Below are 20,122 nucleotides of genomic sequence, written 5' to 3'. Positions count from 1 at the left end.
TTTTATTTTTTCGCCCCAACTTGATTAAAATCAGCTACATCAAACTTATGAGGTCCTGATAAAGATGTGTTGTGATGATTTGATAACATGGTGTTTCGGCGAGCTTCAAACATCTTTCTACGTTCTTCCATTTCAATTTGATGAGCTGTCGGTGCCATTTTTATTTTTTGTTCAAACATTTTTTTCTGCAGCTCTTCAAAATTATACTCAGCATATTGACCCTGAGCTGCTTGCGCAGTTGTTTTAGTTGTAGTTTTTGCGCTACTTTTAGCCATGTCAGAAACTTGTCCTTCACGACTTTTTACTAAACCGTAATGCAATTGAATAGGATTTCCGCCACGCTGCACGCGAACTTTAATAACATCATCAATTTTTTTCTCAAGAATGTGATCGAATACGAGAACACGGCTTGTAACATCTGTTACCGGCAGACCATCAACCTGTTCAATAATATCATCGTAAGAAAAACCTAATTTTGATCCCAACGAATCTTTATCAGCTTTGCCAACACGACATCCAATGCTTTTACCTTTTTGATACACTGTTGTTAAATCAAGAAGATCTATAAATTGTCCTAAAGTTTTTACTTGCGCAACAAATGTATCGACTGGGATTTGATAGACGCCATCCTTCTGATTAATTACCATCGTTGACAATGCTTTTGCGGTTTCAAGACCGAGATCACGGCCTGCGTCATTTTCTCGTAAATAAAGAGTCTCTTGCTGTCCGTTTGAACGCACAACGATGATACGATTAGTAAAAATCTTAAGAATTTGAGCATCATTAATTAATTGTCCAACGCGATAGTTTATTTCTTCTTTAGAATCTTGAAACTGAATTATAGCGATACTTTGCGCTGGTCGATCATGCAAGTACATAACGCCCTTGAGCACAACTGGCAGAGGAGCTATGAAAACTTTTGGAGCTTCAGTCGGAATACTTAAAGGAATTGCTCCTGGCGCATCAGGAATTTCAGGAACTGGTTGCTCTACAATTTTTGCCATCGCTGGAGCCATTTGGACATAGGTCCCAAATAAATCATTGATGCCGTAGATCGTTTGTATATCAACAACGACAGCCGTAGATTTTTTTTCTAAAGTTTTTATTGCGTCAGGCTCTAAAGAACTACGACGAGGCATGGGAGCTTTGATCATAAAGAACACAGCCTGGCCCAATAAAAACAAAAAAAGTAATGAACTGTTTATAGCCCACAACGGTTGTCTCATTAATATTTTTTCCTTTCGAAAGATTCACAACAAAATACCTGTCGCAAACCTCAATTGTCAAGCAATCTTTACGGGACTATGACAGAATCTAAAATAGCTTTCACTATTTTATCAACATTTATGTCTTCTGCGGCAGCTTGGTACGTCAACATAATTCTATGACGAAGTACAGAGCTTGCGACATATTTTACATCATCAGGAATGACATAGTGTCGACCTTGTAAAAACGCAAGCGCACGACAAGCCTGAGAAATAGCAATCGATGCTCGAGGAGAAGCGCCACATGAAATCATAGAGGTTAATTGACCGAGTCCAAACTTTAATGGTTCACGTGTCGCAAAAACAATATCCAAAATATATTGGATCAATCGATCATCTAAGTAAACTTGCGAAACTATCACCCGAGCTTGCGCTAAGTCTTCATGAGTAAGTACTGGAAACACACGAGCAGAATTATTATTGCGACGTAAAATTTCTCGCTCTTGATCCATGGTTGGATAACCAACAGATAATTTAAACATAAAACGATCTACCTGAGCTTCAGGCAATTGATACGTTCCTTCATTTTCAATAGGATTTTGTGTCGCAAAAACTAAAAATGGATCATCAAGCTTGTACGTTGTTGATCCAATCGTAATTTGTCGCTCTTGCATCGCCTCAAGGAGCGCAGATTGCACTTTTGCCGGAGAGCGATTAATTTCATCTGCCAAAACTAAGTTGGCAAATATAGGACCTTTTTTTGTATCAAATGATAAAGTTTTTGGATTGTACACCAAAGTTCCAACAATATCTGCCGGCAGTAAGTCTGGTGTGAATTGAACTCGGCTAAACGAAAGACCAAGAGCTTGCGCCATTGTTTTAATTAAAGTTGTTTTTGCTACCCCAGGAACCCCTTCGAGCAAAATGTGTCCATTAGTCAAAAGCCCAATGCAACTCATCATGACAATTGATTCTTGGCCAACAATAACTTTTGAAATTTCGTATTTTAATGCTTCAAATTTTGGATTAATTTGCTGAATGCTTTCAACAAGTTTTAACGAATTATGTTGTTCCATAAGTTCAAAATCTCCGTGTTTTTACATTTTATTTTTATCATCAGGAATTTCTTGGTGGATCGGACCTTCGGTCAATCCTCTTATAAATTGATAAATAAATGGATCTTGCGATTCCCAAATCGTAGCAGCATCTGTTACGCTTACAATTTTTCCCTGATACAAAAGAGCTACTTTGTCTACATACTTAAAAATTTCAACATCATGCGATATCACAACAGAAGTGATAGGTAATTTTTTTTGCATATCTGCAATTAACTCATGCACAACGCCAGAAGTGATTGGATCAAGTCCGGTGGTCGGTTCATCGTATAAAATAATTTCTGGATTTCCCATTAAGGTCCGAGCGAGACCTACTCGTTTTTTCATACCACCAGAAAGCTCTGATGGATATTTATCAATTGTATCTTCTTTGAGATTTACCAAAGAAAGTTTTTCTGCTACGCGTTTGCGTACATCGTCAGGATCGACACCATTTTCTAAATCAACGATTCCGACATTTTCAAAAACCGATAATGAATCTAAAAGCGCTGCAAACTGAAACACGTATCCAAATTTTTTAAAATTTTCTTCTCGAGCCACTCCCTTGAGTGGCACAATGTCGACTCCATCAACCAAAATCGATCCGCTGTCTGGCTGAATTAATCCTATAACTTGTTTGAGCAGAACGGATTTTCCTTCGCCTGATTGCCCAACAATGCACATCGTTTTACCCGTAGGAATATCTAAATTTAATTCATCAGAGATCCAACGACCTTCATCAAAACGTTTTTTAAGATTAACAATTTTAATTTTATCCATACGTTAGATCTTTTCAAATATCATTGTAGACAGGAAATAATTTGAGACCAGTATCATAATTGAAGAAACAACTACAGATTGAGTTGTTGACGTTCCAACTCCTTTAGCACCACCTCGAGTCTGATACCCAAAGAAAGAACCAATTGTTGTTAAAATAAATCCAAAAAAACTTGATTTAATCAAGCCGCCTCTAATGTCAGACAGCTCAAGCATTTTTTTAATACCTTCAATGAAATCAACTGGATTTAAATTGTAAACATACACGTAGACAACGTAACCACCCACAATCCCAAAAAACATCGCAAACATGGTTAAAAATGGCAAAATAATAATGCCCGCTAAAACGCGTGGCACCATAAGATATTGGAAAACGTTGATGCATAAAGTTTCAAGAGCATCAATTTGCTCGGTAATGCGCATGGTCCCAATCTCTGCCGCAATTCCAGATCCACAACGACCTGCAACCATGAGGCCTGTAAGAACCGGCGCCAGCTCACGAGTAAGTGACAAAGCAACGACAGGACCAATCATGTTTTCTGATCCGAATTTAGAAAATCCGTAATAAGCTTGCAGTGTCATAACAGCACCTGCAAAGATCCCTGTCAAAACACTAATTAAAAAAGAATCAACACCGATGCTTTCCATTTGAACAAAAAGCTTATGAACTTTTATACGTTTCGTGAACATGTTCAAAATTGTTTTGGCTACAAACTCGCCATACTCTCCAACCCTGTTACATGCTCTAAGAGTTGTCTCACCAACTGCATTAACAAATTGTATAATCACATACTCCCTTTTCTAGTTATCGCAGCACTTGCTATAAAGCAAAGTGTTTTTATGTACGACTTAAATTTCGTCAGACATAGGATATTGATCATCTGGCATCGATTGTTGAGATCTTGATGATGAGCTAAAGCGAGAGCTTGAAAGACTATTTTTACCTTTAACAATCGATAGAACTAAAGACCCAGCAAGCAACAAGAAGCAAAAAAACCACGTAGCTTTTTGAAAAATGTCTTGTCCGCCAGAACTTCCAAATAAAGCTTGGTTGCCTCCGCCAGCATTACCAAGACCCATATTTCCTTTTCCGCGTTGATAAAGAACTGTGATAATAATTAAGAAACATAAAAAACCATACAACGATGTAAGCAATGATAAAAGAAACATTGATAATCTCCAACTTGATAAAAAACAATTATCAAAATTATACCAGGGATCTTACGTAAGACAAGTTTGAAAGACATGAGTCAATCGACAACCACCATCAATAGTAAAATCTTAAAAATCTCGCAGCCTAGGTCGCGTCCTTCCTTCTATCTTTTCATCATTGTTACTAACATATCTCTCTCCGAAATAATCCGACCCATACCCGGCTTCGCCATTCGAGCTACGGCCAGGCACGTCAGATCCATAAAAGTTATGCTCTCGATCAAACCGTGGTTGCCGCACTCCTCGTTTTTGTTTTTCTTTGTTGTGTTTGTACAACTCTTTCATCCATAAAACAACTATAACTAAAGCACTTGTAATGTAAGCACATTTTTTAATTTTAACTCGTAAAGGAATGTGTGGGTTACTTACAAGCTTGGGAATATGCCATGCAACTATTTTTCCTAAATGTATGGCATCTCTACCTATTTCAACTAAAATTTGATCGTACACGCTGTAAGAATCCGGATAATATCCGCTACAGTACAAAGCCGTAGTTTCAATAATTTTTCTATAAACTCGTCCTAAAATAGCCCACAATTCTTGCAACAATTTTTCTTCTTCTTGCAACAATTTTTCTTCTTCTAAGTCATCCGATGCCTCAATTTTTTCAATAACTTTTTGAAGCCTACGCGATATATCGCACATGTCTTCTTTTAATACTAGATACGATATTTGCTCGTCGTCTGAAAAATTAGATTGCATTGAGCTAAACGCACTCAGAAAAACAAGAATCATATATTTAATGCATTTTCTTGAATCAAGACCCATATGTATACCATCTTGTTTAAAGAAATGTTTTTATAATTTGACTACCTCACCACATCAGCCAATGTAAACTTTTAAAGCATGCAATGTAAAAGGAATTCTAAATGCTTCAAAAAAACCAAGCTTTGTATGTTTTTTTATTGTTCACTTTTAGTGCAAACTTGCCGCAAAACATGCCACACCGTAAAGAAATCACGACGGACTTGATTGTGCCGTATGTTTATAACTTTTCGCCTGTTGTAAATGATTTACAAATACAACAATGGCTCTCAAAAAGCAGACTCATCATGATTCCTACCATTGTTGCCATAGCACTTTATGTTAAGAAAGAAAGCATCGCAAATATGATCGCCGACTATCCTCTTACATTTCTTGCCACATCATGCTTCGCCTGCAATTACTTAATCGATACCATTTCGAAATATCGACAAATTAACCAAACCCTTAATTATTTTCTCTTTTCACAAAGCATGAGCCGCTACATGCTCTGCGCCATGGCCATAAAAAACACTATGAAACAACAGTGTGAAATAAAGAATATATCGTTTGATGAAGATGATTTTTTTAAAGCTATCCAGGCAGAAACAGGACATTCATTTCAGGAACTGGAATCATTTACCTTTGAATTAATCAATAGCAGCCTACATTCAATTAGTAATCTCTGTATCGATATGCACAAAACAGACATCGAAGAAAAAATATATTTTTTATTTAAAGATAAAATCTCCATTGAACAAATGTTATTTTTATCAAAAAATGATAAAAAACTACATTCAGAATTATTAAAATTTTACAACAATCCAGAGCAACAGTACCAACATATAACAACGACTCTCTGCACTCTTTTAAAGAAACATCTCAATTGCTTCCTGTAAAAAAAGCTTCACTTTAAAAATTCGTCAATGTATACATATAAGGTCCAAAATATTTCATAAAAAATGAATCAAGGAGACCTTTGTGAAAAAATCATTTCTGCTTTACGCAATGATAACACTTTTTTCTTTTTCCACGCTAACACCAGCTGTTCCCGCAGCAAAAAAAACTGTAACGCCTGTTGTAGCTGCTGTAAAACCACCAGTTGCGATAAAGCCTATTGTAAAACCAGCAGTTGTTGTAAGACCAGTAGTTGCACCGAAACCAGTTATGCCGAAACCTGTTGCTCCAAGGCCTGTTGTGATAAAGCCCGTTGTTGTAAAACCTGTTGTTATGCCTGTTGTGGCAAAACCAACACCACTGGTTGCAGCAACCCCTGGTAAATATACACTTATTATTCCAACAGCAATAAAAGTTAACAATATGCATCCTTCAAATACTACCACTCTTACAAGCGTAACTATTAAATATTCAACATCAGATGAACCGACAAAAATAAAAACTATTACAGCTTCTGGGCTTACAGCATCAATCGCGGCAAAGAGCACGTTAAGCTTTCGTCCAAAACTGATCATACCAACATCTTCAGCAGCAGTCAGCGCATCATTCATAGGAGTTTCTGAGTTAGGTATAAATAACAAACCACTCAAACTTGCTAAGGTATGGACAGGGCTTGATAGTGATAAAATTTCAGTCACCATAAAAAAAGGGGCCCCTAAAATTGCAACTAAGGCTGAAATAAAAGCATACAAAGAAAAAAATGCTGCTACTGCCTCAACTAAAACTGACGATAAACTAGCGAAACCTACGTCACCAAACCCTTCAACTATCGAAAACTTAGCCGCTTCAATGGTAAATACAAAAAAGATTAAATCTTCAGCTGCTAATAAAACTAAAATTACAAAAACAAATAAAAAATCAAAAACTGGAAAAGCTTCTGCAAAGGCCATCAAAACAACAACGGCAGCAAAACCTACAGCGCAAGTAGCTTAGAAGTAAAGAGGTACTCATGAAAAAGAATTTGATTTTATGCATTTTAGCAACTTTTTTCACTACGCAACAGATACAAACATCCTTCGATTGTTCTTGCCTTGCTGGATGCTTTGGTTGGTTAATTTCTAAATGTAAAAAACCATCAACACAACAAAACATTAATCAGCAAGTACTAATTACAGCTAAAGATCCATTTCAAGCGTTTGAAGAAGAAATGCAACCCCGAACAGCGCTCTCTACAAATCAACTCCCTCTTCCTGAGTATAGTAACATTAAATTCACCGATCTTCTTGAGACTTCAGAATCTTCTGCTCCTACTAACAGTTTATCTAATGCTGCAGAGCAACATTCAAGATCTTTATCAACATGTTCTTCTTTTGATATTATTTCTTCTAATATTAATTCGCCTATTGAAGAAAAGAAGGATAAATAAATAACCCGGCTTCGCTTTCAGCTACGCCGAGGCACAAGTATAAAAAGGCGCCTGGTTAAAGGCGCCTTTTAAAATTCGAATATTTGCGTTTACTGTAAATGTTTTTTTAGCAAATCTTGTAGCATTTTAGGATTACCTTTTCCGCCGGTAGCTTTCATACAAGCTCCAACAAAAAATCCAAAAACGTTTTGTTTGCCAGCTTTGTACTGCTCAATAAGCGCTGGATTTTCTTGTAAAATAGTTACAACTATTTTTTCTAGCTCATCTTGTGATCCGATTTGTTTCAAGCCTTTTTGCTCAACGATTGCTTCAGGCTCTCCACCCTGCGCAGCAATAAGTTCAAAGACTTCTTTTGCAGCTGTATTATTAATGATACTTCCATCAAGCATCTCAACAATTTTTGCCAGTTTTTCAGGAGTCACAGGGCATGCTGACAACTCTATTTTTTGCTCATTAACCAAACCGATCACATCACGCAAGAACCAATGAACCGCTGTTTTTTTCGGATAGATTTTCATTACAGCTTCAAAATATTTCGTGAACTCTACATCAGAAGTAATGACATCTGCTTCGTACGCAGAAAGATTCCACTCTTTCATGTAGCGATGATATTTTTCATAAGGCAATTCTGGAAAATCTTTTTGTATCGCTGCTAAAGCGTCAGTAGAAACTTGCACCAATGACAAATCAGGATCTGGACAAAATCGGTAATCTGCAGATTCTTCTTTTGATCTCATCGGCATTGATTTGCGGTTCTTTGAATCCCACAATCTTGTTTCTTGTCTTATTTTTCCGCCAGATTCAAGCGATTCAATTTGACGCTCTGTTTCATATTCAATGGCGTCGGAAATAAATTTAAAGGAGTTAATGTTTTTCAATTCACAACGAGTACCCAATATCTGAGATGTTTTTTTGCGAACTGACAGATTGGTATCAGCTCTAAACGATCCTTCTTCCATGTTGCAAGTGCTTACGCCCAAATATTGCATAATCAAACGCAATGCTTTCAGATACGCTTTTGCTTCTTGAGCATTTTCAATGTCTGGTTCGGATACAATTTCGATAAGCGGAGTTCCGGTTCTGTTTAAATCAACATAGCTTTCACCAGTCAAATCAGAATGCGAGTTTTTTCCAGCATCTTCTTCGATGTGAATTCGATTAATGCGAATTTTTTTCTCAGTTCCATCTTCCAAACGAATCATGACATAGCCATTTTTGCATATTGGTAAGTTGTTTTGAGTGATTTGATAATTCTTAGGAAGATCAGGATAAAAATAATGTTTACGATCAAACTGTGAAACAGAAGAAATTTCACAATATGTTCCAAGCCCGGCCATCACAGCAAACTGCACAACTTGATGATTAAGTACCGGCAAAACTCCTGGATACCCAGCACAAATCTGGCAAATATTCTTATTTTGTTCATCGGTTAAAGCATTAGAACAAGAACAAAATATTTTACTTTGTGTATTTAATTGAACATGAACCTCTATCCCAATATCCATTCTATAATCAGGATATCTTTCAAGCGCAAAAGATTTTTCAACGGAAGACTTTTCCATGTTTTTTCCTCTGAGATTTTGTATATATCTAGAATTTTATTTTTCTTTTATTGTAAAATCATGACGCTTTATCTGATCATTGCTGAGCAAAGTGATATTGCAGCTAAAGTCCTTCTCAAGCTGTAAAATCGAATTGAATTCAATGCTCGATATAAAATCAAACACCGCACCATTTATTTCAAAAAGTAGATTTTTTTTAGCAAACTTTGTTTGAATTTCAACTTTTAATTTTCTAAGAATTTCATAGCTCTCTGCACGCACAGATGGCAACCGGCCAAGCCCTGAGCAGCAATAACAAACGTCAGTTAGCTGACGCATGAGTGTTTTACCTGAGCGCTTACGCGTCATCTGCACAATGCCAAATTCAGAAACTTGTAAAACGACCGCTTGAAACTTATCAAGCTCTTTAAGCGTTTGCTCAAAATAAGAAACCAATTTTAATTTATTTTTGGTATTAACCATATCAATAAAATCAATAACTATGAGTCCACCAATGTTGCGTAATTTTAATTGCAAAACTACTTCGCGAGCAGCTTCTAAATTAGTTTTTGAAATCGTATCTTCTAAGTTACCCTTACCAACAAATCGTCCCGTGTTAACGTCAATAACCGTTAAAGCTTCTGTTGTTTCAATAATAATTGAACCGCCCGATTTTAACGAAACTTTTTTCTCAAGAGCGCGCTCAATTTGTCGATCAATGTCATATCTATCAAATAAATTTCCGACAGCTTCATAAAGTTTTACTTTGTATTTAAATTCAGGAGCTACCTTGCTTAAATATTTGTATATCTCTGCGTGATTTTCTTTATTGTCGGTAATGATTTCTTCTATGTCGCCATCCAAATGATCTCTAACGACTTGCAAAGAAACGTCAACATCTTCATAAATTTTTGTCTTCGACTCAGCTTTTGCATACAACGCTAAAACACTGTCCCAATCGGAAGTTAAAAATGAAAGATCTTTTTGAATTTCACCTTCACTTTTTCCTTCTGCCGAAGTACGAATCACAGCGCCCATTCCTGATGGCAAATGCTTTGAAATAATTTCTTTTAAACGAACTCGTTCTGCTCGATCTTCAATTTTTTTTGAAACCCCAATGCGCGGAATATTGGGAGTAAGAACAATAAAGCGACCTGGTAATGTAAAACAGGTTTTTAACTTTGCACCCTTTTCGTCAACAGGTTCTTTACTTACCTGCACCAAAAGATCTTCGCCTTCATGCAAAATTTTGGAAATATCCATTTTTTCAGAAGACATGCGAGGCTTAACAACCTCATCATCAGTGTCTTTTTCGCTGTCTTTGATTTCATCAATTTGATCAGTTCCCATGATCCGGTTGAGAGCAAGATCATGATCAATTTCTGATATGTGTAAAAAGCCAGCTCGCTCTTCGCCAATATCAACAAAGGCTGTTTGAATTCCTGGTAAAATTTTTGAGACTCTACCTTTAAAAAAAGATCGTTCAAGCTCCGTGTTGGTGCTTTTGCCGAAAAATAGATTTTCAAGCTTGTTATCGCGAACGATTGCGATTCTGGTTTCCCATGGACTTTGATTTATTATTATTTTTTTCATACGACCAAATTTATTTAATGACCAAATCTTTTTTTAAGTTAAAAAACTTTTCCTCCATTTTTTTAGTATACACCATTCTTCAGGGCAACAAAGTTTTAAAGGGGTAAGTTTCTACTGCCAAGTCCTTGCCCGAGCCAAATGTAACAAAAATACAAACAGATCGATGAATTCATTAGCCGCATCTCAGCGACTCATTGACTTTTTTATAGGCAAAAAATAGACTGCTTGCAAATCAATATCTTTAAAAAAAAAGGATTCTTTAATGCAAGCTAAATCAAACAAATTTATTTTATTTTCAGTTACCATCCTAGCTTTATTTCTTAGTGGTTGTGGAAACTCTTGTTGTAATAAAAAAACTACTCCAAGAAAAGCTACACCAGTTGTAAGGGTTCGAGAGGTTTAATACCAACTTCTTATTTTCAGCCTTTATTTAGTACTAAGAGTAACGAAAATATAAACCAGCTCGATAAATTCATTAGCCGCATCTCAGCGACTCATTGACTTTTTCATAGAGCAAAATAAACTGTTTGAAAATCGATCTTCACAAACAATAAAAACTCAAAAAAACAAAAAAGGTTTCTCGTATGCAAACAAAGTCTAACAAAGTCATTTTGTTCTCATTTGCCATTCTAGCGTTACTTCTTGGCGGCTGTAAAAAAAATCAAAATAAATCTGAACCAAAAAAAGATTCATTTTTTTCAAAAGATCAAAACAAATTTAGCAAAAATAAAAAATCATCTGCGACAGAACCTTTTGACCTTGATGATAACTCAATGAAAACTTTTGCTCTTGATGATCATCTATCAAAGCATAAATCAACGGAACAAGGCTTACAAACCCCATCAGAAAGCAAACTGTTTTCTTGGGAAGATTCAGCAGCAGAAGAAAGCAAACATCTTTTCAAAACACTGTATTTTGACTTCGATAAAGATATCTTGAAACCTGTTGAACACAGCAATTTACATAAAAATATTGATCAAGCTAAAAAAATGATCAAACAAGGTAAAACTATTGTTATTGAAGGACATGCTTGTCACTCAGCAGGATCTGCAATTTACAACTTAGCTCTTTCTGAAAAACGTGCTCGTCATGTTGCTCAAAAGTTTGCTGAAGCAGGAATCGATTCATCAAATATCAAAATTGCTCCTCGTGGCCAAGAAATGCCAGTCGTAAAAGACGGCAACAAAAAACAACAAGCTCCTAACAGACGTGTTGAAATTTTTGCAATTGATTCAAAATAAATTTAATTTAGACCTAAAAAATGGCTGCCTAAAAAGCAGCCATTTTTTTTATTTTCCAACACAAAAAGATTGAAATACTTTATCGAGAACAGCTTCGCTAACGGACCGACCGGTCATTTCTGAAAGCAAAACTAACGATTCTTTTAGTTGGTATGAAACTAATTCATAATCAACAGAATTTTGTAGCATTGGCAGCACTTGCTTAATATGCTCTAAGAATTTTACCAAAAGATCATGTTGACGATTGTTGAGCAGACACGTAATTGCCTCTGATCCTTTTAGCTCGTCTATTTTTTTTGCAGTAGCATCAAATAAATCTTGAACATGCTTATTTTCTTTTGCAGAAATTTGTACAACAGGCCCATCAAATATTATTTTTGACGTTGCTTTATCAAGATCAATTTTATTCTGAACTAAAATAATTTTTGGTAAGTATTTTTCTATAATTTCTGTATAAGCTTGCTGCTCTTGCTCAGACAACTGCTGCGATTGGTCAACAATGAGTAAAATTATATCTGCACTTGCAGCTTCCTTAAAAGATCGATCAATGCCTTCTTGTTCAATTTCATCATCTGTTTTTCTAATCCCTGCAGTATCAACAATGGTTAAAAAGTTGCCATCACGAAACATTCCAGCTTCTATCGTGTCACGAGTTGTTCCAGGAATTGGTGTGACAATTGCACGTTTTTTATCAAGTAAACAATTCAAGAGTGATGATTTTCCGGCGTTAACAGAGCCAATTAAAACAATGCGAATGCCTTCTTTAATGTATTGCTGCTTGCTGTATGTTTTCAGTAAAGCTTCAATTTTTTGTATTAATTTTTCCATTTTTACAGAAACATCGTGAGCAAATTCTATCTCTTCATCAATAAATTCAAAGCTTGCTTCGCAAAAAGCAACCATTTCAACGACTGCAAATTCAGCGTCTGCTATCCATGAAGAAAAACTACCTTCAAGCTGCTGTAGCGAGTATTTTAAAGACTCGGCCGTTTGAGCATGAATCAAATCATTCATAGCTTCTGCTTGAAGCAAATCAATTTTTCCAAGCATGACAGCTCGCTGCGTAAACTCTCCTTTAGAGGCCAAACGAGCTCCGCACTGCAAAGCTCTATCAATAATTTTTTCAATTAAAAATTGATTATTATGACATGAAATTTCGACAACGTCTTGTCCTGTAAATGTTTTAGGTGCTCGCATGAGCAAGAAAAGAACTTGATCAATGTGAGTTTGATTGTCGTCAACGACCCATCCATAGTGAATGGTATGACTTACTTGCTGCGATAATTTTTTTCCAGACGGCAAAAGACTTAAACTGTCAGCTATGGCGAGTGCGTCACTGCCCGACAAACGAATCAAACCTATTGCCCCTGAACCCTGAGGGGTGCATAAAGCAACGATAGTCTGTTCATGCTGAGCAAGTAAACGATTAGAAGTTGTCGTCGGAATCATTAGTATTTTTTGGAGTAGTTGATGTCGAACTTCCACCATCGCCATCAGTTTGTCGAGGTCGAGGTGAATGGTAACGAGATCTTCTGCGATTAGGATAATTAGGTCGCTGTGATCTTTCTGATCCAGAATCCTGCAAACCAGATCTTTCTTGACCTGACTGATCAGATGAAAAACTATCATCTCGACGAGGCTGCTCTCGGCGAGGCTGCTCTCTACGAGACTGGTCTTTGTTAAATTCGTCTCTATTAAATTCGTCTCTACGAGACTGGTCTCTGTGAGGTTCATTTCGACGAGCTTGATCTCTGTCAGAAGCTTCACTGCGAGGCTGATCTCTAGTGAATTCGTCTCTAGCAAATTCGTCTCTACGAGACTCGTCTCTGCGAGATTCATCTCTGCGAGGCTGATCACGACGAGGCAATTGACGCTGAGGAATATCTTGTAGTCTGCGCTGCGGTCTTTGCAAGCTATCTGTTTTTTCTAAAGATCGAACTTGTTGAGGTCGGGCCTGAGGTTGATTTTCTTTAACTTGAGGAGTTACCGGTCTCAGCTCTCTTTGCAGAAATTGATTTGGTCTTCTTACTGTTGTTTGTGCAGGAGCTTGAGGCCTTACCACGACTTGTGGTCGAGGAGCGACTGGAGCTGATGGCGCCGGTTTCACATCTTTTTGAGATGGCACATCTCTTTGTTGATTGTCTATTTGTTTTTGCATGGATTGATTATTGAAAAGTTTTTCGTATGAACTTTGAGCAAGAACTCCATCGCCTCTTTGCTCAAAAGACTCTTTTCTAAAAAATAATGCGATTTTTGCTTTTTTTGATCCAAAGCCCAGAAAGCCCGATTGAGCTTCTTCTAGAATTTTTACAAAAAATTCTTGTGGCATGTCTGCTTTTTTCAACGCTTCTTCGATAGCCTTAACAACGGTTGCACCTTGCGCAAGGACTGATTTCATCGAATTTCTTGTCTGCATATTGTATTTACCCAAAAAAATTGTCTGCTTATTTAGTACTAGAATAATCTAAAAGAATCTGTGTTTGCAATAGATTTGAAGGATTTTTGGAGTGGGAAACGGGACTTGAACCCGCGACCTTTGCCTTGGCAAGGCAACGCTCTACCAACTGAGCTATTCCCACAAATTTGATAACTCTTAAAGTTTAACAGCTTTAACGGCCATGTCAAACCGCTTTTGCGCACGCAGCGCGTATTATCAGTGAACGACAAGATTTAATCTTGATCTTTTTAGTTCATAGTTAATACTAGTAGTGCTTAAAAACCTTATAAATACTGGTGTAATCAATGATTGGATCAATCTCTGGGATCATAACAAGCATTCAAGAAAATAAAATAATTGTACAACAATCAGGCATAGGCTTTGAATTATTTTGTCCTGAGGCAAAAACTTTAACCATAAAACAAGAAGTTGCACTGCATACCTACATGCATTGGTCTGCTGAAAACGGACCTAGCTTGTTTGGATTTACTCAACAGCTTCAAAAAGACGTTTTTTTGCTTATCATCGGTTGCTCTGGCATCGGCCCAAAGCTTGGACTATCAATTCTTGAACAAGTTAATCCTTCGATTTTTTTAGAAATGATTTCGCAGGAAAATATGTCAGGACTCAATGCAATTAAAGGCCTTGGAGCAAAAAAAGCAGAACAGCTCTGCATTCATTTGCGAGAAAAGGCGCCAAAATTAATTAAGGTCCATCCACACCTTGCTACGCAAACGTCACTAAGTGCGTGGGGCGACCTGCACGACACGCTCGCGTCACTGAATTATTCACCTCTTGAAATCAAACAAGCAATGAGCATGCTCAAAGAAAGTATAACCGATCAAGCGCCAGCATTTGATCTACTGCTTCGCAAAGCCCTTACAATTTTAGCCAAAAAATAAATGTTTTCTGTAAAAAAACTTCATGCTCACAATACTCGATTCGAGTCCATGATTAGCTTGATAAAGAGTTCGATTGTTAGATAAATTCAATATTAATTTTAAAAATTTTATGATAATGCTTGCCCTTGCGTACATATTTTTGTTATCCGATACATAACATGATGATAAAAATAAAAAAAGGATTAGCTCATGAACTTTCATAAACTTTTTAAAATAATGTATAGCTTATTTATAACATATTGCTTTTGTGGGATAATACATGCCGCCGCAACTACAAATCCACCTCGTCTTTATCGACCAGAATTTGGTGATATTAATCCAAAAATAAAAACCCCTGAAGAAATTAAAGCTGACAAAAAACGTAAAAAACTTGCAGATCAAAAAGAAACTCAAGGAACTCGAGAATTAGGAAATACAAAGCTTAGCGCAGAAACTATAAACTCGCTGAAAGAAAAATATCCAACCATAGCAAAATCTTTTCACGATTCAATGACTATTCAAAAAGCAATGTCTATTGTTGTTAATTCTGATTTAGATGAAACAGAAAAAGACAAGTTTTTCTATAAACTGAATGACTCTCTGAACCTAGAAGATATATTGAAAATAGACTCTATTGTAAAAGAATATAGATTGCAAGAGCAGAAGGCATTTTCTTCATTACTTTCAAAAGAAAAGAAGGTTTTTTTAGACTCAGAAGCTCGCAAAAGCAAGAAGGCTATGGAAGAAGGCAGAAAAGAAGGACGTCGTGACCGTAAAAACCCTGATAAAGTAAGAGAAGATTTTTTTAATGAACCAATATCAGATCCAACTGCTACACGTGAAATAAGTTCTAAATATTATCAAGGATCTCCGGAACTATATAAGCCCGGAGTAACTACTGTATCTGATTTATTAAAACAAATTGTTAAAAAAACGCATGACCCTAAATATGATAAAAATCTTTTAAGAAACCCGGTTGAAACCGTTCATAGAACTATGCATAATGCATTTATCTCTGATCCTAGAAAAACAGCTAAATATTTTAATGATAAAAACCCGATTATTGATGAAAACATTATCAACAACCGAATTGAAAAACTAGAAAAAGAGCATGCAGAAGAGATGAGTAAAAAGTTTGATCAAGCAAAACAAGAAGCCCTTACTTTATCAAGAGACGCAACAAGATCACATGGAGAAATGTAATAAAACAGTCAAACTGCAATAAAACTTTATGGGGCTGGCATGAATAAACGCATATGCCAGCCCCATAAAATTTTGCTAGATGTAAATCGAACAAAAAACAACCGTCATTCATATTCAAATAAAAAACTTTTCAACCTATTAATGTGTGACTAAATAAATTTATACATTTATACGTTCTGAGCTATTCTAAGCAAAACATGTTTTTTCATAATGTAAGGGCTTTGATGATCACACTGAAAACAATTATTCATGCGATAGATGTTCCCCTTGCGTGTATATTTTTAAGCTCAGGAATCATTTTATCTTTCATAACTAAATTTCCACAGCTCAGAAAATTCAAACAGTTTTTACACATCATCCAATTAAAAAAATCACAACATTCAACACAAAACACCTTGAGTCCAATGCAGGCTTTGTACACTGCAATGTCAACTAGCCTTGGCATGGGTAATATTTTAACCCCACCTATTGCGATTGCCATTGGTGGTCCGGGTGCTCTTTTTTGGATGGCAATTTATGCTTTTTTTGGATCGGTTACGAAGTTTACTGAAGTTACCTTTGCGGTAAAGTATAAACGTTACGCTAAGGATGGATCTATCATTGGTGGGCCGACTGGATATCTGTATCAAGTACATCCGTTTCTTGCAAGCTGGTATGGAACCTTAAGCATTTTTCTCTTTTCATCTTGGTCAGCACTGCAGTCAAAAGCACTGGCTGCCACGTACGCTTACCACGGAGTTCCTGAACCAGTCACCGGACTGATCATTGCCATATTTGTTTTATTCATGTTGATTAGTGGCACAAAAACGATCGGTTTTTTTGCTTCAAAAGCCGTACCTTTAATGTACACGACCTATTTGTTCTCATCTTTTTTTATTATTTTTGCAAATATCCCAGCACTCAAAAGCGCTATCATTTCAATTTTTACTCATGCATTTTGCCCGACTGCAGCCGTTGGTGGATTTCTAGGATCAACAGCTCTTATGGGACTTCGTCAGGGAATTTTTAAAGGTGCATTTACGACTGAGGCCGGTGTAGGAACCGCAGCAATTCCCCATGCATACTCAGACACTGACAGCGCTACCAATCAAGGAATTTTGGGAATGTATTCAATTTTTATGAATACCTTTCTATCTATAATTTCAGGACTTGTCACTCTTGTCACTGGAGTATGGACTATGGGAAAAGTCTCTAATGACTTAGCTATGCATGCTTTTAAAATTGCACTTCCAATTTTTGGTACCTTTGCCTTGACTACAACAGTTACCATATGCATTATTGGTGCAACACTCGGTAATAGCTTTAACGGAAGTAAATGTTTTGGATTTTTAACCAACAATCGTTGGTTAACTATTTATTACGGCTTTGTCTGTTTCTTTATTTTCCTTGGAGCAATCGTTGACACTCCAATGCTTTGGGATATTGCTGATTTAATTTTACCGCTTATAGTTTTGCCAAACATTGCAGGACTTTTTATTTTAACGCTGCGACACAGAAAAGAATTGTCAGCTTAAAGCTGCTTATGGCTCTGTAAAATTTGATCGACGCTGACAACTTCATCTTGTTGGTGCGCTTGAAATCCAAGCTGAACTATTTCATCAAGTAAATCCATTGGGCGCAACCCTTCTTCTGCCGCTTGATGAAACAAGCATGTTGCGGGTGTTAGTGCAGGAAGCGTGTTACATTCTAAAATCACAACTCGCTTTTTACCCGTTGGTGACTGCTCTGCTGTTTGGAAAAAACAGTCAATGCGAGAATAGCCAGCGCATGTCATAGCCACATAAGCATCTTTAACTGTTTTTTGAACCAGTGCAATATCTTCTGGAGAAAGCCGAGCTGGAGTTTGATTTTCTCCTGCTCCTGGTAAAAATTTTTCTTCACTGCTTAAAATACCAGCTTTAGCAACAGACTCACTTGGCGCAAGAGCTCGTGGATTTTCATTTCCAACTACTCCAACCGTTAATTCCATGCCAAAAATTCGCTCTTCTAACAGTACCGACTGTTTTTGCATAAAAATAGCTTGTAATGCCTCTTGCAGTTCTTGCTCATTTTTTGGAGAAAACACCATCACGCTGCATCCATCATCATGAGGCTTAACAATGCACGGAAATCCAACATTTTCGGTAAACGCGTTCACACTTTCCATGTTTTTTTGTTGCCACTCTTCTTTTGAAAGAAGCAGTGATTGTGGCACTTGAAAACCTTGAGCTCGCAGAAATTGTCCCGTTTTATATTTATCCATGCATAAAGCACTCGCAAAAACTGATGGGCCATTGTATGGCAAACCTAGCATTTCAAGCGTTCCTTGAACTATACCATTTTCACCTGGACCACCATGCAATGCAATAAATACAAAATCAGTAATGTTTTTTAAATCAGACCAAGAAATTGCCTTTGCTTGCGCAATGTTTGCTTGAACTTCTCGGGTCGATGTATGAACAAGCAAACGATTGTCCAATATATGAAGCTTCATATTATTATCTACAAACACTGGCGTGACATCATATTTTTCTGGAGATAATTTATAACAAACGTTACGTCCTGAATTAAAAGAAGTTTCTTTTTCATTGCTCGGACCGCCAAGCAAAACAGCTACACGAATTTTTTTGGATTCAACTTGTTTTTTCACTTGTTTTTCCATGTTATAACTTTTCAATTCTGTTTTAATAAGGTGATTGATAAGCTGGCCGTGCCCTATGCCTACTTCGGCAGCTTGTCGGAATAAAAACGTAGCAGGTCCCATGCCAGATAAAGGATTACTATCAATTATAATCACACGTTTATCTGCCGTTAAAAATCCATCAATGCGTGCCATGTTAGTAAATTGCAGCGCCTGCATAGCTTTTACGCAAGTATCTTGAATCAATTGTAGATCTTGCGCACTGCATGAAGCTGGTGTTCTTTCATTGGCTGCACCAGGCATATATTTTTGTTGGTAATCAAAAATTTCAGCGCCCTTTTGGAGTAAAATTTCTGTTGGCGGCAAAGGCAAAAACTGATTATTGATATAATCAGTTAAAATAATGCACGTAAATTCCATTCCAACAATTTTTTCTTCAATCAAAACTCCTTGACCGACAGATCCACTGATAAAGCATGCTTTTGTTATAAACTCTTGTAGCTTTTCTGGCCCATGCACCACAAAAACACCAAAACTTGAGCCTTCGTTTTGAGGCTTAACAACTACAGGAAATGTTATATTTTTTTCTTCGAACTTTTTTTGAATTTGAATTACGTCATATAATTTTACTTCATGAACCGTTAAACCAAAACATTTTGGAGTTTCAATCCCTTGAAAATGTAAAAAATGATTATGTAAAAGTTTATTCATGCCAAGAGAGCTACCAAAAACTTTTGAGCCAAGATATGGAATTTTAAGCAACTCTAGCATCGCCTGGAGTCGTCCATCTTCAGCGTATTTTCCATGAGTTGCAATGTACATAAAATCTACAAGGCTTGGCAGATCATCCCATATAATTTTTTGAGCTTCTTTTTCTAATCGATGCTCAAAGTCAGCAATTTTTCCACGATATAAAAAAGACCAAGGTAATAAATATAAATCGCCGGCTGCTGTTTGAAATATTGGTAAAACTTCAAAAAGCTGCGTGTCTAAATGATCACAAATTGTTCTGCCAGAATTAAGCGATACTTCTCGCTCAATCGATTTTCCGCCCAACAGCACACCAACTTTTAACATGTCTTACCCCAATATGATCACTATGAAAACTTATAAAATCTACTTTTTAGTGTACAGAATTCATGATGTTTTTCAAAAAAACATCTTCTGCTATGCAATAATGATTTTTGACTTTCTATTTGAAAACATTACACTTTTTATAGTTTTTATTTCATACTTTTTACTTTTTCACTTTAT

General features: G+C 36.6%; 19 protein-coding genes and 1 tRNA gene. 7 read left to right on the top strand and 13 right to left on the bottom strand.

Annotation, left to right across the window (positions count from 1 at the left end; all coding sequences use genetic code 11):
* Positions 1-2: 2 nt before the first annotated feature.
* The 6 genes from WC747_00605 to WC747_00580 form a co-directional block, all read right to left on the bottom strand.
* Positions 3-1,226, bottom strand: a complete 1,224-nt coding sequence (locus tag WC747_00605) for a hypothetical protein (GenBank protein MFA5998507.1) — start codon at positions 1,224-1,226, stop codon at positions 3-5.
* Between the two features lie 68 nt (positions 1,227-1,294).
* Positions 1,295-2,281 carry a MoxR family ATPase gene (locus WC747_00600; protein MFA5998506.1) on the bottom strand — a complete coding sequence of 329 codons (987 nt, stop codon included), beginning with the start codon at positions 2,279-2,281 and terminating at the stop codon, positions 1,295-1,297.
* Positions 2,282-2,302: 21 nt separating this feature from the next.
* The gene (locus tag WC747_00595) at positions 2,303-3,079 is read right to left on the bottom strand and encodes an ATP-binding cassette domain-containing protein (GenBank protein MFA5998505.1); all 777 of its coding nucleotides are present in this window, start codon (positions 3,077-3,079) and stop codon (positions 2,303-2,305) included.
* Between the two features lie 3 nt (positions 3,080-3,082).
* Positions 3,083-3,865: an ABC transporter permease gene (locus WC747_00590; GenBank protein ID MFA5998504.1), complete on the bottom strand. Its 783-nt coding sequence runs from the start codon at positions 3,863-3,865 to the stop codon at positions 3,083-3,085.
* Between the two features lie 60 nt (positions 3,866-3,925).
* Complete coding sequence (secG, locus tag WC747_00585; GenBank protein MFA5998503.1) at positions 3,926-4,246, bottom strand: preprotein translocase subunit SecG; 321 nt, start codon at positions 4,244-4,246, stop codon at positions 3,926-3,928.
* 111 nt (positions 4,247-4,357) lie between these two features.
* Positions 4,358-5,056, bottom strand: a complete 699-nt coding sequence (locus WC747_00580) for a hypothetical protein (GenBank protein MFA5998502.1) — start codon at positions 5,054-5,056, stop codon at positions 4,358-4,360.
* Between the two features lie 101 nt (positions 5,057-5,157).
* Between WC747_00580 and WC747_00575 the strand changes: the two genes are divergently transcribed.
* Positions 5,158-5,928 carry a hypothetical protein gene (locus WC747_00575; protein ID MFA5998501.1) on the top strand — a complete coding sequence of 257 codons (771 nt, stop codon included), beginning with the start codon at positions 5,158-5,160 and terminating at the stop codon, positions 5,926-5,928.
* 102 nt (positions 5,929-6,030) lie between these two features.
* Here the strand turns inward: WC747_00575 and WC747_00570 are convergent, their stop codons facing one another.
* Positions 6,031-6,348, bottom strand: coding sequence for a hypothetical protein (locus WC747_00570; protein ID MFA5998500.1), 318 nt, complete (start codon positions 6,346-6,348; stop codon positions 6,031-6,033).
* Between the two features lies 1 nt (position 6,349).
* Here WC747_00570 and WC747_00565 point away from each other — a divergent pair, with 1 nt between their 5' ends.
* Together WC747_00565 and WC747_00560 are read left to right on the top strand one after the other, a co-directional pair.
* Complete coding sequence (locus tag WC747_00565; protein ID MFA5998499.1) at positions 6,350-6,919, top strand: hypothetical protein; 570 nt, start codon at positions 6,350-6,352, stop codon at positions 6,917-6,919.
* A gap of 16 nt (positions 6,920-6,935) precedes the next feature.
* On the top strand, positions 6,936-7,352 hold the full coding sequence (locus WC747_00560) for a hypothetical protein (protein MFA5998498.1): 417 nt from the start codon (positions 6,936-6,938) through the stop codon (positions 7,350-7,352).
* Positions 7,353-7,441: 89 nt separating this feature from the next.
* Here WC747_00560 and gatB read toward each other — a convergent pair whose 3' ends face one another.
* The gene (gatB, locus tag WC747_00555; GenBank protein MFA5998497.1) at positions 7,442-8,914 is read right to left on the bottom strand and encodes an Asp-tRNA(Asn)/Glu-tRNA(Gln) amidotransferase subunit GatB; all 1,473 of its coding nucleotides are present in this window, start codon (positions 8,912-8,914) and stop codon (positions 7,442-7,444) included.
* Positions 8,915-8,950: 36 nt separating this feature from the next.
* A complete protein-coding gene (locus WC747_00550; GenBank protein MFA5998496.1) occupies positions 8,951-10,486 on the bottom strand; it encodes an Rne/Rng family ribonuclease in 1,536 nt (511 codons plus the stop codon).
* A 584-nt stretch (positions 10,487-11,070) separates the two neighbouring features.
* Between WC747_00550 and WC747_00545 the strand changes: the two genes are divergently transcribed.
* The gene (locus WC747_00545; protein ID MFA5998495.1) at positions 11,071-11,727 is read left to right on the top strand and encodes an OmpA family protein; all 657 of its coding nucleotides are present in this window, start codon (positions 11,071-11,073) and stop codon (positions 11,725-11,727) included.
* A gap of 48 nt (positions 11,728-11,775) precedes the next feature.
* On the opposite strand, the gene mnmE is transcribed toward WC747_00545, so the two are convergent.
* From mnmE to WC747_00530, 3 genes are all read right to left on the bottom strand, one after another.
* Positions 11,776-13,176 (bottom strand): tRNA uridine-5-carboxymethylaminomethyl(34) synthesis GTPase MnmE, encoded by a 1,401-nt coding sequence (mnmE, locus tag WC747_00540; GenBank protein ID MFA5998494.1) that lies wholly within the window; start codon positions 13,174-13,176, stop codon positions 11,776-11,778.
* A complete protein-coding gene (locus tag WC747_00535; protein MFA5998493.1) occupies positions 13,154-14,125 on the bottom strand; it encodes a Jag N-terminal domain-containing protein in 972 nt (323 codons plus the stop codon). The genes mnmE and WC747_00535 overlap by 23 nt, the downstream gene beginning before the upstream one ends.
* 105 nt (positions 14,126-14,230) lie before the next feature.
* Positions 14,231-14,306, bottom strand: a tRNA-Gly gene (locus tag WC747_00530).
* Between the two features lie 163 nt (positions 14,307-14,469).
* On the opposite strand from WC747_00530, the gene ruvA reads away from it, so the two are divergent.
* The 3 genes from ruvA to WC747_00515 all read left to right on the top strand — a co-directional run bounded on the left by ruvA (position 14,470) and on the right by WC747_00515 (position 17,762).
* The gene (ruvA, locus tag WC747_00525) at positions 14,470-15,066 is read left to right on the top strand and encodes a Holliday junction branch migration protein RuvA (GenBank protein ID MFA5998492.1); all 597 of its coding nucleotides are present in this window, start codon (positions 14,470-14,472) and stop codon (positions 15,064-15,066) included.
* Positions 15,067-15,255: 189 nt separating this feature from the next.
* Positions 15,256-16,248, top strand: a complete 993-nt coding sequence (locus tag WC747_00520) for a hypothetical protein (GenBank protein MFA5998491.1) — start codon at positions 15,256-15,258, stop codon at positions 16,246-16,248.
* Between the two features lie 224 nt (positions 16,249-16,472).
* Positions 16,473-17,762, top strand: coding sequence for an amino acid carrier protein (locus WC747_00515; protein ID MFA5998490.1), 1,290 nt, complete (start codon positions 16,473-16,475; stop codon positions 17,760-17,762).
* On the opposite strand, the gene WC747_00510 is transcribed toward WC747_00515, so the two are convergent.
* Positions 17,759-19,945: an ATP-grasp domain-containing protein gene (locus tag WC747_00510; GenBank protein ID MFA5998489.1), complete on the bottom strand. Its 2,187-nt coding sequence runs from the start codon at positions 19,943-19,945 to the stop codon at positions 17,759-17,761. The two genes, WC747_00515 and WC747_00510, sit on opposite strands and share 4 nt — an antisense overlap.
* Positions 19,946-20,122: the final 177 nt, after the last annotated feature.

Source organism: Candidatus Babeliales bacterium, from assembly GCA_041660205.1.
Lineage (GTDB): Bacteria > Babelota > Babeliae > Babelales > Chromulinivoraceae > JACPFN01.
The sequence above is the reverse complement of the archived record's forward strand: the minus strand, read 5'-3'. Positions and strand labels throughout refer to the sequence as shown.

What these genes read in the sequence shown, in the direction of transcription:
- WC747_00605 (MFA5998507.1), bottom strand. Translation starts at nt 1,226, where the DNA reads ATGAGACAACCGTTGTGGGCTATAAACAGTTCATTACTTTTTTTGTTT.
- WC747_00600 (MFA5998506.1), bottom strand. Translation starts at nt 2,281, where the DNA reads ATGGAACAACATAATTCGTTAAAACTTGTTGAAAGCATTCAGCAAATT.
- WC747_00595 (MFA5998505.1), bottom strand. Translation starts at nt 3,079, where the DNA reads ATGGATAAAATTAAAATTGTTAATCTTAAAAAACGTTTTGATGAAGGT.
- secG (MFA5998503.1), bottom strand. Translation starts at nt 4,246, where the DNA reads ATGTTTCTTTTATCATTGCTTACATCGTTGTATGGTTTTTTATGTTTC.
- WC747_00580 (MFA5998502.1), bottom strand. Translation starts at nt 5,056, where the DNA reads ATGGGTCTTGATTCAAGAAAATGCATTAAATATATGATTCTTGTTTTT.
- WC747_00575 (MFA5998501.1), top strand. Translation starts at nt 5,158, where the DNA reads ATGCTTCAAAAAAACCAAGCTTTGTATGTTTTTTTATTGTTCACTTTT.
- WC747_00565 (MFA5998499.1), top strand. Translation starts at nt 6,350, where the DNA reads ATGCATCCTTCAAATACTACCACTCTTACAAGCGTAACTATTAAATAT.
- WC747_00560 (MFA5998498.1), top strand. Translation starts at nt 6,936, where the DNA reads ATGAAAAAGAATTTGATTTTATGCATTTTAGCAACTTTTTTCACTACG.
- gatB (MFA5998497.1), bottom strand. Translation starts at nt 8,914, where the DNA reads ATGGAAAAGTCTTCCGTTGAAAAATCTTTTGCGCTTGAAAGATATCCT.
- WC747_00550 (MFA5998496.1), bottom strand. Translation starts at nt 10,486, where the DNA reads ATGAAAAAAATAATAATAAATCAAAGTCCATGGGAAACCAGAATCGCA.
- WC747_00545 (MFA5998495.1), top strand. Translation starts at nt 11,071, where the DNA reads ATGCAAACAAAGTCTAACAAAGTCATTTTGTTCTCATTTGCCATTCTA.
- mnmE (MFA5998494.1), bottom strand. Translation starts at nt 13,176, where the DNA reads ATGATTCCGACGACAACTTCTAATCGTTTACTTGCTCAGCATGAACAG.
- WC747_00535 (MFA5998493.1), bottom strand. Translation starts at nt 14,125, where the DNA reads ATGAAATCAGTCCTTGCGCAAGGTGCAACCGTTGTTAAGGCTATCGAA.
- ruvA (MFA5998492.1), top strand. Translation starts at nt 14,470, where the DNA reads ATGATTGGATCAATCTCTGGGATCATAACAAGCATTCAAGAAAATAAA.
- WC747_00520 (MFA5998491.1), top strand. Translation starts at nt 15,256, where the DNA reads ATGAACTTTCATAAACTTTTTAAAATAATGTATAGCTTATTTATAACA.
- WC747_00515 (MFA5998490.1), top strand. Translation starts at nt 16,473, where the DNA reads ATGATCACACTGAAAACAATTATTCATGCGATAGATGTTCCCCTTGCG.
- WC747_00510 (MFA5998489.1), bottom strand. Translation starts at nt 19,945, where the DNA reads ATGTTAAAAGTTGGTGTGCTGTTGGGCGGAAAATCGATTGAGCGAGAA.